Source organism: Xenorhabdus sp. SGI246 (assembly GCF_040838225.1).
Taxonomy (GTDB): Bacteria; Pseudomonadota; Gammaproteobacteria; order Enterobacterales; family Enterobacteriaceae; genus Xenorhabdus; species Xenorhabdus indica.
This window is the reverse complement of record NZ_JBFPEZ010000030.1, coordinates 40,160-54,451: the sequence shown is the minus strand read 5'-3', so window position 1 is coordinate 54,451 and position 14,292 is coordinate 40,160. Positions and strand designations below refer to the sequence as shown.

General features: G+C 41.3%; 9 protein-coding genes and 1 pseudogene. 2 read left to right on the top strand and 8 right to left on the bottom strand.

Annotated elements, in window-relative coordinates:
• Window positions 1-66: 66 nt before the first annotated feature.
• The 5 genes from pqiC to rlmKL all read right to left on the bottom strand — a co-directional run bounded on the left by pqiC (window position 67) and on the right by rlmKL (window position 7,765).
• Entirely contained in the window at window positions 67-669 is a 603-nt protein-coding gene (gene pqiC, locus ABLA85_RS07735) for a membrane integrity-associated transporter subunit PqiC (protein WP_367962837.1), read from the bottom strand.
• Entirely contained in the window at window positions 669-2,333 is a 1,665-nt protein-coding gene (gene pqiB / locus ABLA85_RS07730; RefSeq protein WP_367962836.1) for an intermembrane transport protein PqiB, read from the bottom strand. Before pqiB ends, pqiC begins: the two co-directional genes overlap by 1 nt.
• Complete coding sequence (pqiA, locus tag ABLA85_RS07725) at window positions 2,320-3,588, bottom strand: membrane integrity-associated transporter subunit PqiA (protein ID WP_367962834.1); 1,269 nt, start codon at window positions 3,586-3,588, stop codon at window positions 2,320-2,322. The genes pqiB and pqiA overlap by 14 nt, the downstream gene beginning before the upstream one ends.
• A gap of 108 nt (window positions 3,589-3,696) precedes the next feature.
• Window positions 3,697-5,607, bottom strand: a complete 1,911-nt coding sequence (locus tag ABLA85_RS07720; RefSeq protein ID WP_367962832.1) for an ABC transporter ATP-binding protein — start codon at window positions 5,605-5,607, stop codon at window positions 3,697-3,699.
• A 4-nt stretch (window positions 5,608-5,611) separates the two neighbouring features.
• Entirely contained in the window at window positions 5,612-7,765 is a 2,154-nt protein-coding gene (gene rlmKL, locus ABLA85_RS07715; RefSeq protein ID WP_367962831.1) for a bifunctional 23S rRNA (guanine(2069)-N(7))-methyltransferase RlmK/23S rRNA (guanine(2445)-N(2))-methyltransferase RlmL, read from the bottom strand.
• Between the two features lie 138 nt (window positions 7,766-7,903).
• Here rlmKL and ABLA85_RS07710 point away from each other — a divergent pair.
• A pseudogene (locus ABLA85_RS07710) lies at window positions 7,904-8,029 on the top strand (antitoxin); the annotation flags it as partial.
• Between the two features lie 51 nt (window positions 8,030-8,080).
• Here ABLA85_RS07710 and ABLA85_RS07705 read toward each other — a convergent pair.
• From ABLA85_RS07705 to pepN, 3 genes are all read right to left on the bottom strand, one after another.
• Entirely contained in the window at window positions 8,081-8,632 is a 552-nt protein-coding gene (locus ABLA85_RS07705; protein ID WP_367962830.1) for a cell division protein ZapC, read from the bottom strand.
• A 170-nt stretch (window positions 8,633-8,802) separates the two neighbouring features.
• Entirely contained in the window at window positions 8,803-9,813 is a 1,011-nt protein-coding gene (gene pyrD / locus ABLA85_RS07700; RefSeq protein ID WP_367962828.1) for a quinone-dependent dihydroorotate dehydrogenase, read from the bottom strand.
• A 231-nt stretch (window positions 9,814-10,044) separates the two neighbouring features.
• Window positions 10,045-12,663: an aminopeptidase N gene (pepN, locus tag ABLA85_RS07695; protein ID WP_367962826.1), complete on the bottom strand. Its 2,619-nt coding sequence runs from the start codon at window positions 12,661-12,663 to the stop codon at window positions 10,045-10,047.
• Between the two features lie 325 nt (window positions 12,664-12,988).
• On the opposite strand from pepN, the gene pncB reads away from it, so the two are divergent.
• On the top strand, window positions 12,989-14,203 hold the full coding sequence (pncB, locus tag ABLA85_RS07690) for a nicotinate phosphoribosyltransferase (protein ID WP_367962824.1): 1,215 nt from the start codon (window positions 12,989-12,991) through the stop codon (window positions 14,201-14,203).
• Window positions 14,204-14,292: the final 89 nt, after the last annotated feature.

Genomic DNA, 14,292 nt, shown 5'->3' with positions numbered 1-14,292 from the left:
GAATAAAAAAGCAAAGCAAACTCAATTAATTGATAATCAAATAACCTTATTACTCTGAATAATTGATTAGCCCTGTGAAGCTATCTGGCTGGTAATGGACTGAGTCAACTGATTATAGCCCGTGGCCAAAGTGCGCACTAATTCCGCATAACCATCTTTCGTTTGTTTCAATTCTAAGTTAAATGCTCGCTTAATCACTTCTTTCTGTTTAGATAAGACCCAATATCCTTGAATAGTAACCCGCCCATCATATCTCCCATGAAAAGCTGTTATTGTGACATCCAGTACATCAGCATTCTTCTCTATTGGTTGGTCAGAAACCAACCTTTGTGGAAATGCAGAACTCAGTTGATTGACTAAAATTTGGTGTAATTGTTGTTCCAGTGGACTCGCCCATAAGTGATTTGAGGCATCACTATAAGTGACATCTCCCGTTTGATAAACAATGCCAGATGATGCGAGATAATCAACGAGGTGTACCCTTTTTACCCATAACTGACGCTCTTGATTGGTATTTATCCTGCTTACCTCTGAAATCATTGTTGAATCAGGTAATTGGTAATAAATTTTCTTCGGTTGGCTACTACTGCATCCCGAAATTAATAAGTTTCCCATAATCAAGAAAATGACAGGAATTAAAAGAGCCAATCTTAACATCAACTTTTTCATTAATTATGCGCCTTTTTGGGTTCCGGATCTGGAGTTGCTTCTGCTTCAAATACCAATGCATTGCTCTTATTGTTCAGCGTTTTCAATACTGGCTGCAATTCGCGCAAGACCTGATCCAGGCGCTGCATATTATCAACCAGTTTATTGTAAACCGGCGATCCTGGCTGAATACCCTGCATACTGCGATTTAATTCATTCAACGTATTATGTATATCTTTGGGAAGATTTTGAGCTTCTTTACTTGCAAGAATGCTATTTAACTCATTCATGGTCTTATGTGCTGCCTTGATTGTTTTCTGGCTCTCTTCTAACGTTCGCGTTGCCTGAATAAAGACGGGTTCAATTGGCATTTGATTAATTTTGTTCAGAGCCATGATGACTTTTTGCTGAATTTGAGCTAATCCACCACTTATGGTGGGTAAAATTTCATAACTGGCAAGTTTTCGCGGGCCTTTCCATGCTTTCTCATCGGAATAAAAATCCAGATCAATGTACAGTGCCCCTGTCAGTAAGTTTCCTGTTTTTAAAGAAGCTCTTAAACCACGGGAAATAATTTCTTCCAACTCTTTATCTGTATAAAAACCACCACCAATTTCTTTCTCAAACCGTTCAGGTTCCATATGAATTAAGACAGGAATACGAAAATCGCTATCAAGGCGCTGTCTGATCCCATCAGTATAAAAAGGAACTTTTGCTACCGTTCCTACCCGTATACCACGAAATTCAACAGGTGCTCCCGGTTGCAATCCTCTGACCGAATCAGAGAAGAATAGTAAGAAGTCTCTGTGTTCTGTATAAAGTGAATTTTCGATATTTTTTTCATTATCGTAAAGTCTAAAAATTTCTTTTTCTTTAACCGGACTACCTAAATCCCAACCTTTCGGCACATCAAAACTCACACCTCCGGCAAACAAAGTCGATAATGCAGCTACTTCAACTCTCAGCCCCTGCGAAGAAACATCAAAAGCAATACCGCTGTCTTTCCAAAACCGGACATTAGTTGTCAGTAGTCCATCATAAGGAGCATTCACAAAAATCTGATACTTGGCTAAGCGAGCTTTAGGATCAAAAGTACTCGTTTCCACTGAACCAACACGATATCCACGAAATAAAACCGGATCACCGGGAGATAGTCGTCCTGCTTTCTCGCTGGTTAAAACTAATCGAATACCTTTGGCATCAGGCGATGCCAAAGGTGGTGCATCTAGCAATGAAAATTTTCTTTCTTCACTACCTTCATTGCCGGGTTGTAATTCAATAAATACCCCAGATAACAAGGTACTCAGGCCGGAAACCCCTTCACGACCAATTTGGGGTTTTACAACCCAAAATGCAGTATCTTTATGTAATAACCTCTCCATACCATCATTTAAGCGCGCTTTGATAATCACTTCACCTAAGTTATCGCTTAATGACACTCTTTCAACCACACCAACATTAACACTACGGCTTTTTATTTTCGTTTTTCCGGCTTCAATACCTTCAGCATTAGATGTTATCAGAGTGACTTCGGGCCCTTGATGGCTAAAGTGATAAAATAATATCCAGGCTCCAATAAGCACAGTAACAATCGGTACGATCCATACAGGTGACCAACTCTTAAGTTTACTGATCCTGGCCTGGGTCAGCTTCTCTTCTTTATCTGTCACCTTACGATTCCTCATTCTTCTGTAACTCAAATTTCTTATTAGCTTTATCCCAGGTTAAGCGTGGATCAAATGTCATTGACGCAAACATTGTCAAAATCACCACCAAAGCAAATAATATTGCCCCTGTCGCAGGATAGATACTCATGAACTGCCCCATGCGTACTAATGTCGATAAAATAGCAATAACAAAAACATCAATCATTGACCAGCGCCCAACAAATTCCACCACTTCGTAAATCAAATGCATAGTTTCCGAGTTATATCTGCCGTGACTTTTAGCATCCCAGCATAACCAGCAGATAGAGAACATTTTCAGCAAAGGCACCATAATACTGGCAATAAAAATAACCAGAGCAACCGGATAAGAGCCAGTACTCCAGAGCAAAATAATGCCTTCCAAAATGGTTGAGTTAATGTGACTTCCTAACGTCTGAGTCACCATGATCGGCAATGCATTCGCTGGAATATAAAGTATGGCTGATGTGACTAATAGTGCCATAGTCCATTGCAGACTATAGTGACGGCGAGCATGCCCTCTTGAATGACAACGAGAACATTGATGTTGTTGAGCAGGCAAAATAGCAGTACAACATTGACACAATCTGATGCCCTGGACTAAACCGGGTTTACCCGCTTGCACAGGCATACACACTTTGGGTGCAGATTCTATATCATTCCAAATCCAATATCTGTCAAGGCATTGGAACGCTCTGATCTGAAACAGGCAAAAAAGACAGTAAGGCAGAAAACTCAGACCAACCGCAATATCACCATAAGCCATAAGCTTAACGAAACTAACCAGCACGCCGGCTAAAAAGATCTCAGCCATACACCAGGTTTTCATTTGAAACAAAATACGCGCCAACTCAATTTTTAGCCGGCGTGCTATTTTAATGTTCTGACATAAAAGGATAATGGAAACCATACAGAATGCAGGTACAAACTGCACAAAGATCAAGAAGAATACAGCTATGCTCGAATAATCTTCACTGAACATGACCTCTGGGATCTCTGTCAGAGTAATTTCATTGACAATACCCGCAACATTCATGCTGACGAAGGGAAACAGACAAGCAAGAAATAACATTAATAATGAACTTACGGCATAACCTGTCGGTTGATTACGTGGTTCTTTCCACTTTGCAGTCAGTAAAGTATCACATCGTGGACAAACAGCCTTATTTCCTTCCTCAAGGTCAGGTAAGGCCACCAGCATATCGCATTGGGAGCATAAAACCAGTTTGTCATGCTGATGATTGTCAGAACACAAAGTACCTCTCCTGTAAACAAATCAATGCCGCTTTTTCTTATTTAGCCCTGTAAATTGCCGCTGAATTAGCGGCAATTGGTACACTATCAGATATATATGCAGCAAATATCATCCATTTTTCATCATTTCCAGCTCCTGCCAGCGATCAAAAGCTTTTTCTAATTCTTGCTCTTTATCTGCCAGTTTCTGCAACACGTTTTGTGTGATTTCGTGTGATTGATTAAAAAATTCTGGATCACTGACCTGAGTTTGTAGCTGTTCTATTTCTTGTTCCAACGTTTCCAGTAATGATGGTAGTTGTTCTAACTCTCTGAGTAAATGGTAACTTATCTTATTATTTGAACGTTTCGTCGTTTCCTTAGCTTTAACCGGCTTGGCTTCCACTTTCTCCTTTTTTACGGAAGACTGGCGTAAAGAGACTGTTTGTGCCCGTTGCTGCTGAGCATCAAAGTATCCGCCAACATAGTTGTTAATCTCTCCATTACCTTCAAAAATCCAACATTCTGTTACTGAATTGTCAACAAACTGACGATCATGGCTTACCAAAATTACTGTACCGCTATAACCATCCACGAGTTCTTCCAGTAACTCCAGCGTTTCAACGTCGAGATCATTGGTAGGCTCATCAAGAATAAGCAAATTGCTAGGTTTCAGGAACAAACGCGCTAACAGCAGACGATTACGTTCACCACCCGAAAGCGCCCGAACGGGTGTCATTGCCCGTTTAGGATGGAAAAGGAAATCTTGCAGATACCCCAAAACATGACGTGGTCGCCCGTTTACTACCACTTCCTGTTTACCTTCGGCAAGGTTATCCATCACCGTTTTGTCTGGATCAAGGGCTGCACGATGCTGATCAAAATAAGCGACTTCAAGTTTTGTTCCACAATGGATCCGACCACTATCTGCCGACAAATCCCCCAACATCAACTTCAATAATGTTGTTTTGCCACAACCATTCGGCCCGACTAAAGCAATTTTGTCACCACGTTGAATTTGAGCTGAGAAATTCTTGACTAATGGCTTATCACCAATCTGGTAATTAACATTTTCCAGTTCGAACACAATCTTACCGGAGCGTGTCGCCTCTTCGACCTGCATTTTTGCCGTACCAATAACATTACGGCGTTCAGAACGCTCTACACGCAGTGCTTTCAATGCCCTTACCCGCCCTTCATTACGGGTACGGCGTGCTTTAATCCCTTGACGTATCCAAACTTCTTCCTGAGCCAGTTTTTTATCAAATTCAGCATTCTGTAGTTCTTCAACCCGTAAAGCTTCTTCTTTGCCTTCAAGGTATTTATCATAATTTCCCGGCCATGAAATCAGTTTTCCACGATCCAAATCGACAATTCGAGTCGCCATACTGCGGATAAACGAACGGTCATGGGAAATAAAAACTAAGCTGCCATTAAAATCTCTCAGAAAATTTTCCAACCACTCAATTGTATCAATATCAAGATGGTTAGTTGGTTCATCAAGGAAAAGCACTTTTGGTGAACTGACCAAAGCCCTTCCTAAAGCGGCTTTACGTAACCAACCTCCTGACAGAGAAGATAATTTCGCTTCGGCAGGCAAAGAAAGCTGTTTTAATACATCATTAATGCGGCTGTCGAGTAACCAAAGACCGCGAATATCTAACACTTCCTGCAATTCCGCCAACCGGTTAAGGTTTTTGTCGCTAGGATCTGTTTCTACCAAACGTGAAGTGTGATGAAATGCTTTGATATATTCCGCCTGCTCTTTTACTCCTTCAGCAACAAAATCAAATACTGTTCCTTCTACATCACGAGGAGGATCTTGTTGCAAACGGGCGACAATCAGATCCTGTTCATAGGTAACTTGCCCATCATCCAGCATCTGTTCTTTCGACAGTACACGCAATAAGGTAGATTTCCCTGCCCCATTGCGACCAACCAGGCACACTCTCTCATTCTCTTCGATATGTAACTCAGCATTATCCAATAACGGCGCATCACTGAATGATAACCAGGCACCAGATAAACTAATCAATGACATAATATTATTTTTCCTCGCCAACGTGACGCAGCAACCAGCAATTATGGATCTGGCGGTTACGGGCAAAATCTTGAGATAACGTTTTTTCTGTAATTTCTTCTGCAACCAGACCTAACTTCTCAAGTTCAACAAAATCCATTTTAAAACCACGCTTATTGTTGGAGAACATTAAAGTTCCTCCCCGACGAAGCAAGCGCTTCAGCCCTTTCATTAAGGTAATATGATCACGTTGAACATCGAATGTCTCTTCCATACGTTTGGAATTGGAGAATGTCGGAGGGTCAATAAAAATCAGATCAAATTGTTCACGTGTCTGCTCAAGCCAACCCAAACAATCAGCCTGAATTAAACGATGCTGACGACCAGTCAGGCCATTTACCTGCAAGTTTTTCTCAGCCCACTCAAGGTAAGTGTGGGACATATCCACTGTGGTCGTCGAGCGCGCTCCTCCCAACCCGGCATGAACGGTCGCTGAACCGGTGTAAGCAAATAAGTTAAGAAAATCTTTCCCTTGACTCATTTCTCCCAATTTCCGTCGGGCAATACGGTGATCGAGAAATAGTCCTGTATCCAGATAATCTGTCAGGTTAACCCAGAATTTCGCCCCATACTCATTCACCAAAAAGAATTCTTTCTTTTCAGCAAGTTTTTCGTATTGATTTTTGCCTTTCTGACGCTGACGGGTTTTCAGTATTAGCTGATTAGATTGCAATCTGAGCACATTCATTGTTGCGCTGAGCACATCAAATAAACGTTGACGAGCTTTATTGGCATCAACAGACTTAGGGGGTGAATATTCCTGAACAATAACTTTATCAGCATAGCGATCAACTGCTACATTATATTCCGGTAAATCTGCATCATATAATCGATAGCAATCAATACCCTGCTGCTTAGCCCATTTACTCAGCTTCTTCTCATTCTTACGCAGACGGTTCGCATAATCTTCGGCAATACCGCTATCCAGTGATTGAGGTTTGTCTGATAACTGTGTGTTTTTCTGGATGGTAGAGTTTGTCTGGATAAAATAGTTTTTCTGAATACAATCCAAAGGACCATTTTTCGCTTTAAACTCACGTTCAGCCCGCAATTGCAGGCAACTCAACAATTCTGGTGAAGCACTGAATAGAGATAAGTGCCAGCCCGAAAAACGGCTTTTCATGATCCGGCCAAATACATTGTGTAAAGCGATCAGTGCAGGCTCACTTTCGAGACGTTCTCCATAAGGCGGGTTACTCAATACTGTACCTGTTACCCCTTCCGGCAATGGGTTTTCCAGCTTACTTGCATCTCCCTGCTGAAACTGGATCAATTGGGAAACTCCAGCTCTTCTGGCATTTGAGCGCGCCATATCCATAACCCGACGGTCAATATCTATACCAAAAAAGCGGGAAGTCGTTTCTTGCAATCCCTTTCGGAAACGCACCTGCGCTTCCGTGACAACTTCACGCCAGATTGCTTCATTGAATTTCAACCATGAAGTGAATCCCCAATGTTGACGGCGTAAACCAGGAGCACAATCTGCCGCTATCATTGCCGCTTCAATCAATAACGTTCCTGAACCACACATCGGATCAACCATCGGCGTTCCCGCATTCCAACCAGAACGCAAAACAATCGCTGCGGCCAAATTTTCCTTTAACGGGGCTTGTCCGGCCAAATCACGATAACCACGGATATGCAACCCGTCGCCACTTAAATCCAGGGAGACAGTTGCTTTTTCTTTATTCAGGAAAACATTAATACGCACATCCGGTTGCTGTTTAGTAACATCGGGACGCTGCTTTATCTTGCGCATAAAGCAGTCAACAATGGCGTCTTTTACTTTCAGAGCTCCATATTGTGTATTTCTGATTTCTTCATTTGTACCACTGAAATGGACTGAAAATGTACTATCTACTGAAAAAATCTCAGTCCAGTCAATAGATTGAACTCCCAGATATAGGTCCAGGTCACTGTATACCTTGAATTCATTAAGCGGAAGCAGGATTCGGGATGCCAGTCTGCTCCAGAGCAGGCTTTTATACATCACTCGTTCATCACCTTTAAAATGAACCCCGCCTTGGGCAATCTTGCAGGATTGCGCACCCAGTACTTCCAGTTCGTTTTTTAACAGTTCTTCCAGTCCACGTGCCGTGCTGGCAAAGAGAGAGTTCATGCTATTATTCACCAAGACTATTATTTACCAAGAAATGTACCACCAAAAAAATTGCTGCCATTATAGCTAATACCAGCAACATGTCATAAGATTGCTCACCCTGAACAAAAATCAACCTGTTTTTTATGTGTTACTGCGTATTGTGTTACTGCGGAACTGTACGAAAAAATGCCGGAGACTCTCGATGATCAGATATTAGTTAAGATAGTGAAAGAGAGGAAAAATCAGCCTTTGATTGATGTCGATATAGATCAATATTTATAAGCTATAAAGTTAATTTGCTATCTACCCATAATACAATAACGTTAGATTACCTTAAATCACTTTGTCATATATTGGCTCTTGGGCGGGTTCAATATAAGGCATTAAACGATCATTCATTATTTTGATCGGATCACAAAAATGCATCACGCGATCACCGAGATCTAATTTTTGCTGCACTAATAAGCATAGGCTGGCACTATCTCCAGCTTCAGCAACCATAAACAAAATTTCTGTTCCATCATTTTGTAAACGCACCTGAACAATTTCTCCTTGCTTCGGTTTAGTCATTAAAGAAAAAACAGAAAAATACCAGCTTCTTGGCATTTGTGGCTTCATAAAGCGAAACGCAACTAATCCATTTAGCGCTAATTCAGCCCTGAGCTCTGGTGCAATATTAATACGGCGGGAATATTCTTCGAAAGTATAATAAAGTGCTGCATCATCGACAGAAAAACAGCTTTCTTTCATCGTGGTTGCATAAATAGTCAACATTTTGGCAGGAAAACGGGAACGAAAAACCATACCATTAGCGAGATCGAGCATGACACGATTATGCTCAGCATCAAAATACCAGCACCACTGATCATCAGGTCTAATTCTCATTACTTACCCTTTTATACTCAAAATAGTCTACTTGTTTAAAAATAAGCACCACCATCATGGAGATTCAAAAGAATTGATAAAAGATTAATCTGCCAGACAAAATATAGACGAATTGGGGGCAGAAATAAACCCCCAACATAAAACCTTTAATACAAGATTACAGAAAATACTCAGATATAATTGACAATATCTTTGATTAATTTTGGCCCTTTATAAATAAAACCAGAGAATATCTGAATCAATGAAGCTCCTGCTTCGATTTTTTCTCTGGCAGAAACCAGGGAGTCAATTCCACCAACACCAATAATTGGTATTTCTTCTTTTAATTCCTGAGAAAGACGTCGAATAATCTCTGTGCTGCGCAGTTGTACAGGGCGACCACTCAAACCACCAGCTTCATGACAATGATTCAATCCTGCAATAATCTTTCTATCTAATGTGGTATTAGTTGCAATAACACCATCAATGTGATGACGCATTAAACTATCTGCGATTTTTATTAATTCTTCTTCTGTAAGGTCTGGCGAAATTTTCACAGCAATGGGAACATACTTTTGATATTTTTGTTGTAGTTCACTTTGTTTATTTTTAATCGCAGACAAGAGATCATCCAGTGCTTCACCATACTGTAATGTTCTCAGGCCCGGTGTATTAGGTGAAGAGATATTAATCGTAATATAACCTGCATGAGGATAAACTTTATCCATGCAAATTAAATAATCATCTTTCCCATTTTCTACTGGTGTATCTTTATTTTTACCAATATTAATTCCGATAATTCCGTCGTATTTCGCTCTTTTGACATTCTCGACTAGATTATCAACGCCAAGATTATTAAAGCCCATCCGATTAATAATGCCTTCCGCTTCAACAATGCGGAATAACCTCGGCTTATCATTCCCGGATTGTGGTCGTGGCGTTACTGTACCAATTTCAACAAAACCAAAGCCCATCGCACCAAACGCATCAATGCAATCACCATTCTTATCAAGACCAGCGGCTAAACCAAGAGGATTTTTAAATGATAATCCCATACAAGTGACGGGCTTAGTAGCAACTGATTGGCGGATGAGGAATTCGAAAGGAGTATCGGTAACAAGTTTAAGCTGGCGGAAAGTAAGTTCATGTGCTTGTTCCGGATCAAGCTGGAACAATGCCTTTTTTAGAAGAGAATAATACATGCAATCTCCTGCAAGCATAATGACAGGTCATGGTGACAGTGAAATAAGCGCGGAGCATCTTAAAGAGATCCTGGCAAAATGTAAACGTAGCAAAGAAGATATTTTTCAGTGTACTTCTGTATTAACAAATAGCTGTATTAACACATCGATATGTTAACAAGTTATCGACAGAAGAAGATCTGAACAACAAAATATCCTCCGGTTGTTGCCGGAGGAAGAAAATATCATAACTCAGCTCTCAAGTGCCTTGGTGATTTTTTCGAACAAGTCACCAGATAAGTTTTCCAGTTCTTTCAATTCTTCTAAGGTAGCCCGCATCAGCGCCTGACGTTTTTCATCATAACGTTTCAAACGAATCAACGGTTCAATCAAACGTGACGCTACTTGTGGATTCCGGCTGTTCAGATCAGTCAATATTTCTTTCAAGAACTGATAACCACGCCCATCCTCAGCATGGAATGCGACTGCGTTATTAGCAAAGAAAGTTCTCAGCAATGAATAAACCCGATTTGGATTACTCAGACTGAAAGAACGATGCTTTATCAGGCTACGAACTTTATCAAGTACATCAAACGCCGGGCTAGTGGCTTGAAGAGTAAACCACTTATCCATAACCAAACCATCATGATGCCAACGTTGATCAAATTCATCCATCAGTTGATAACTGCAAGGCAATTCTGCCGCCATCGCCGCAGATAATGCAGCAATAGTATCCGTCATGTTATCAGCCTGATAATATTGGGCAGCGATTAATTTATCTGCCTGCCCTTTATCTTCAATAAAGGCTAAATAATGCAGACAAATATTGCGTAATGCTCGTTTCGCAATATCCTGGTGATCCACACGATATGTTCCTGTATGAATGCTGTGATAAACAGCAGCGAACTCATCTACCATCTCATTAGCCAGACTACGTGTGATGGCATAAAGCACTTCATGAATAGCCTGTGGATCAATCACCGTAAACAACTCTGCCATTTCATTCTCAGATGGCAATGTCAGGATCAGAGCAGCCAAGGCAGGATCGATATCCTTATCCAACAACACCGCACGGAATGCATCAATCACATGCATTGGTAACTCTATTGGCTGAGATTGCTGATAACGGACAACATTCAGTTTTACATAATTAGCCAACAGCGCTTGTGCGGCATCCCAACGGGAAAATTCATTACGTGCATGCTTCATTAAGAACGCCAATTGGGTATCGCTATATGGATAATCCAATTTCACTGGTGCCGAGAATTCACGTAATAAAGAAGGAATTGGCTGTGACGGAACATTATCAAATATAAATGATTGTTCTTCACTGATAACATTCAGGACATGGTGAACCAACTGACCATCACAACACAGTGGGATCACCCGGCCATCTTCATCATACAACTCAATATCCAGCGGAATATGCAGTGGCAGTTTCTCTTGCTGATCGGCAGTTGGTGGTGTCATCTGACTGACATGCAGGGTATATTGCCGTTTTTCTGTATCGTATTTATCGCGGACAGTCACTATCGGTGTACCGGATTGGCTATACCAACGACGAAATAGCGTCAAATCAACGTTTGAAGCATCTTCCATCGCCTGAATAAAATCGTTACAGGTTGCTGCACTACCATCGTGACGATGAATATAAAGCTGCATCCCCGCTTGAAATTGTTCCTCACCCAGCAATGTATGGATCATTCGGATCACTTCCGAGCCTTTTTCATAGACTGTCAGCGTATAAAAATTATTCATCTCCATCACTTGATCAGGGCGGATAGGATGCGCCATTGGACTGGCATCTTCAGCAAACTGTGCTGCGCGCATAACACGCACATTATTAATGCGGTTAACAGAGCGTGAACCTAAATCTGAACTGAATTCTTGATCACGGAATACCGTCAGCCCTTCTTTCAGGCTTAACTGGAACCAGTCACGGCAAGTGATCCTGTTTCCCGTCCAGTTATGGAAATATTCATGGCCAATCACGGCTTCAATGCCGAGATAATCCTTATCTGTTGCCGTTTCAGTTTTCGCTAATACATATTTGGAGTTAAAGATATTCAGCCCTTTATTCTCCATCGCCCCCATATTGAAGAAATCAACAGCGACGATCATGTAAATATCAAGGTCATACTCCAAACCAAAGCGAGTTTCATCCCACTTCATGGAGTTTTTCAGTGATGTCATGGCCCAATCGGCCCGATCCAAATTACCCCGGTCTACAAATAGCTCCAGAGCAACTTCACGACCACTACGGGTAATAAAAGTATCATGCAAGACATCAAAATCCCCCGCCACCAACGCGAACAGATAAGCAGGTTTCGGGAATGGATCCTGCCATTTCACCCAATGGCGGCCATCATCCAGCTCACCCTGCTCAACGCGGTTACCATTAGACAATAAGAAAGGATATTTAGACTTATCTGCGGTAATACGGGTCGTAAAACGGGCCAGTACATCCGGCCTGTCCAGATAATAAGTAATGTTACGAAAACCTTCCGATTCACACTGCGTACATAAAGCATCACCTGACACATACAGCCCTTCAAGTGCAGTGTTAGCAGATGGATGGTTTTCATTAACAATTTTCAGAGTAAATTGTGCGGGTAATTGTTCTATGATTAATTGACCATCCTGTTCCTGATAATGTTCCCACGCTATGTCATTAACATGGATGCTCTTCAGTGTGAGATTTTCCCCATCCAAAATGAGTGGTGTAATATCATTAATCAGGCGTTTTACCTGGCTGGTTGCCGTGACAATTGTTTCATCTGCATCCAGAACAAAATCGAGATCAATATCTGTAATAGTGTAGTCTGGCGCTTTATAATCCAGGCGATGTTTAACAAGCCGTTGTTGTGTCATAAGAAACCTTTTTCATTACTAGATTGAGAAGCTAACGCTGCCACAGAGATCCCATCCTTTCAATCTTGAAATCTCTTTTTTAGAATGCTAATCATTTATTAAATAAAGGTATAAATGATGTAAGCAGAATATTGTGCTTTTGTGCTAATTGTCATCTCATAGTGTATTTAACATGATATCATCTATAAATTGATCAACCTTAATCTTTATTGTTCGGAAAAATATATGTGATTATGTGGCTTTAATAACATAATAATCGCGGTATACTCTTCCGACTTTATCGATTTAGCAGACACAAATGCTCCGCGAGGATGCTTGACGCGCCATGACTTTAGACGCTACCCCGATTATCAAATCACTGCTTGACACCGATGCTTATAAATTTCATATGCAGCAAGCGGTGTATCACCATTACAACGATATTCCTGTTGTTGCAGAATTTCGTTGTCGTGGTGATGAGCTACTCGGTGAATATGCCGAGGAATTACGTCATCAAATTAATATGATGGCTGATTTAGCCCTGACAGAACGCGAAGCTGAATATCTTTCCAGTTTACCGTTCTTTAAACAAGATTATCTGGACTGGTTCAAAACTTTTCGTTTTAATCCAGAACAAGTCGAAGTTTCTGTTACTGATAAGGGGCAGTTAGCCATCAGAATTTCAGGTTTATGGCGTGACGTTATTCTATGGGAAGTTCCACTGCTTGCCTTAATTAGTGAACTGGTTCACCGCCATCGTTCTCCTGAAATAAAACCGGAAGTGGCTGTCAGTCAGCTCAGAAAATTAATTGAGCTGTTCCATCAAGACGCCGCCGCAGAAAATATCGATTTGTCCGGTTTCAAGTTGATGGATTTTGGTACTCGACGTCGGTTTTCACATGAAGTGCAATATGCCGTCGTCAAGGAGCTGAAAGAGAGCTTCCCTTATCTGATTGGCACCAGTAACTACCAACTGGCACAACAGCTGGATCTGGCACCTCTCGGCACACAGGCTCATGAGTGGTTTCAGGCACATCAGCAAATCAGCCCTGAACTCGCTAACAGCCAGCGGGCAGCATTACAGACTTGGTTAAGTGAATATCCAGAGCAGTTAGGCATTGCCCTGACAGATTGCATTACGATGGATGCATTCCTGCGGGATTTTGATAAATCCCTCGCTACTGCTTATAACGGTCTGCGCCATGACTCCGGCGATCCAATCGAATGGGGTGAAAAAGCGATTACACACTACCAATCACTGGATATCGATCCACAGACCAAAACATTGGTATTTTCGGACAGTCTGGATCTACAAAAATCACTGGCTCTCTATCAACATTTTTACAAGCGAATCAATGTTATGTTTGGTATTGGCACACGGTTGACCTGTAATATTCCGGGTATAAAACCGCTGAATATTGTGATTAAACTTGTTGAATGCAATGGTAAACCAGTGGCTAAGCTATCTGACAGCCCCGGAAAAACCATTTGTGAAGATGTTGAGTTTGTCAACAGATTACGCAGAGCATTTGATATACCGGAAATGAAAAAAGCTGTGTAGTTTCCGGTATAGTTTCTACTGTTTGTTTCCGGCATAACCTGTCACATTCCGGTTATGCCGGGAAGAAAAATATTTTTTCTCTTTATTTC

Excerpts from the sequence above, each read along its gene's own strand:
- pqiC (WP_367962837.1), bottom strand. The coding sequence starts at position 669 with ATGAAAAAGTTGATGTTAAGATTGGCTCTTTTAATTCCTGTCATTTTC.
- pqiB (WP_367962836.1), bottom strand. The coding sequence starts at position 2,333 with ATGAGGAATCGTAAGGTGACAGATAAAGAAGAGAAGCTGACCCAGGCC.
- ABLA85_RS07720 (WP_367962832.1), bottom strand. The coding sequence starts at position 5,607 with ATGTCATTGATTAGTTTATCTGGTGCCTGGTTATCATTCAGTGATGCG.
- rlmKL (WP_367962831.1), bottom strand. The coding sequence starts at position 7,765 with ATGAACTCTCTCTTTGCCAGCACGGCACGTGGACTGGAAGAACTGTTA.
- ABLA85_RS07705 (WP_367962830.1), bottom strand. The coding sequence starts at position 8,632 with ATGAGAATTAGACCTGATGATCAGTGGTGCTGGTATTTTGATGCTGAG.
- pyrD (WP_367962828.1), bottom strand. The coding sequence starts at position 9,813 with ATGTATTATTCTCTTCTAAAAAAGGCATTGTTCCAGCTTGATCCGGAA.
- pepN (WP_367962826.1), bottom strand. The coding sequence starts at position 12,663 with ATGACACAACAACGGCTTGTTAAACATCGCCTGGATTATAAAGCGCCA.
- pncB (WP_367962824.1), top strand. The coding sequence starts at position 12,989 with ATGACTTTAGACGCTACCCCGATTATCAAATCACTGCTTGACACCGAT.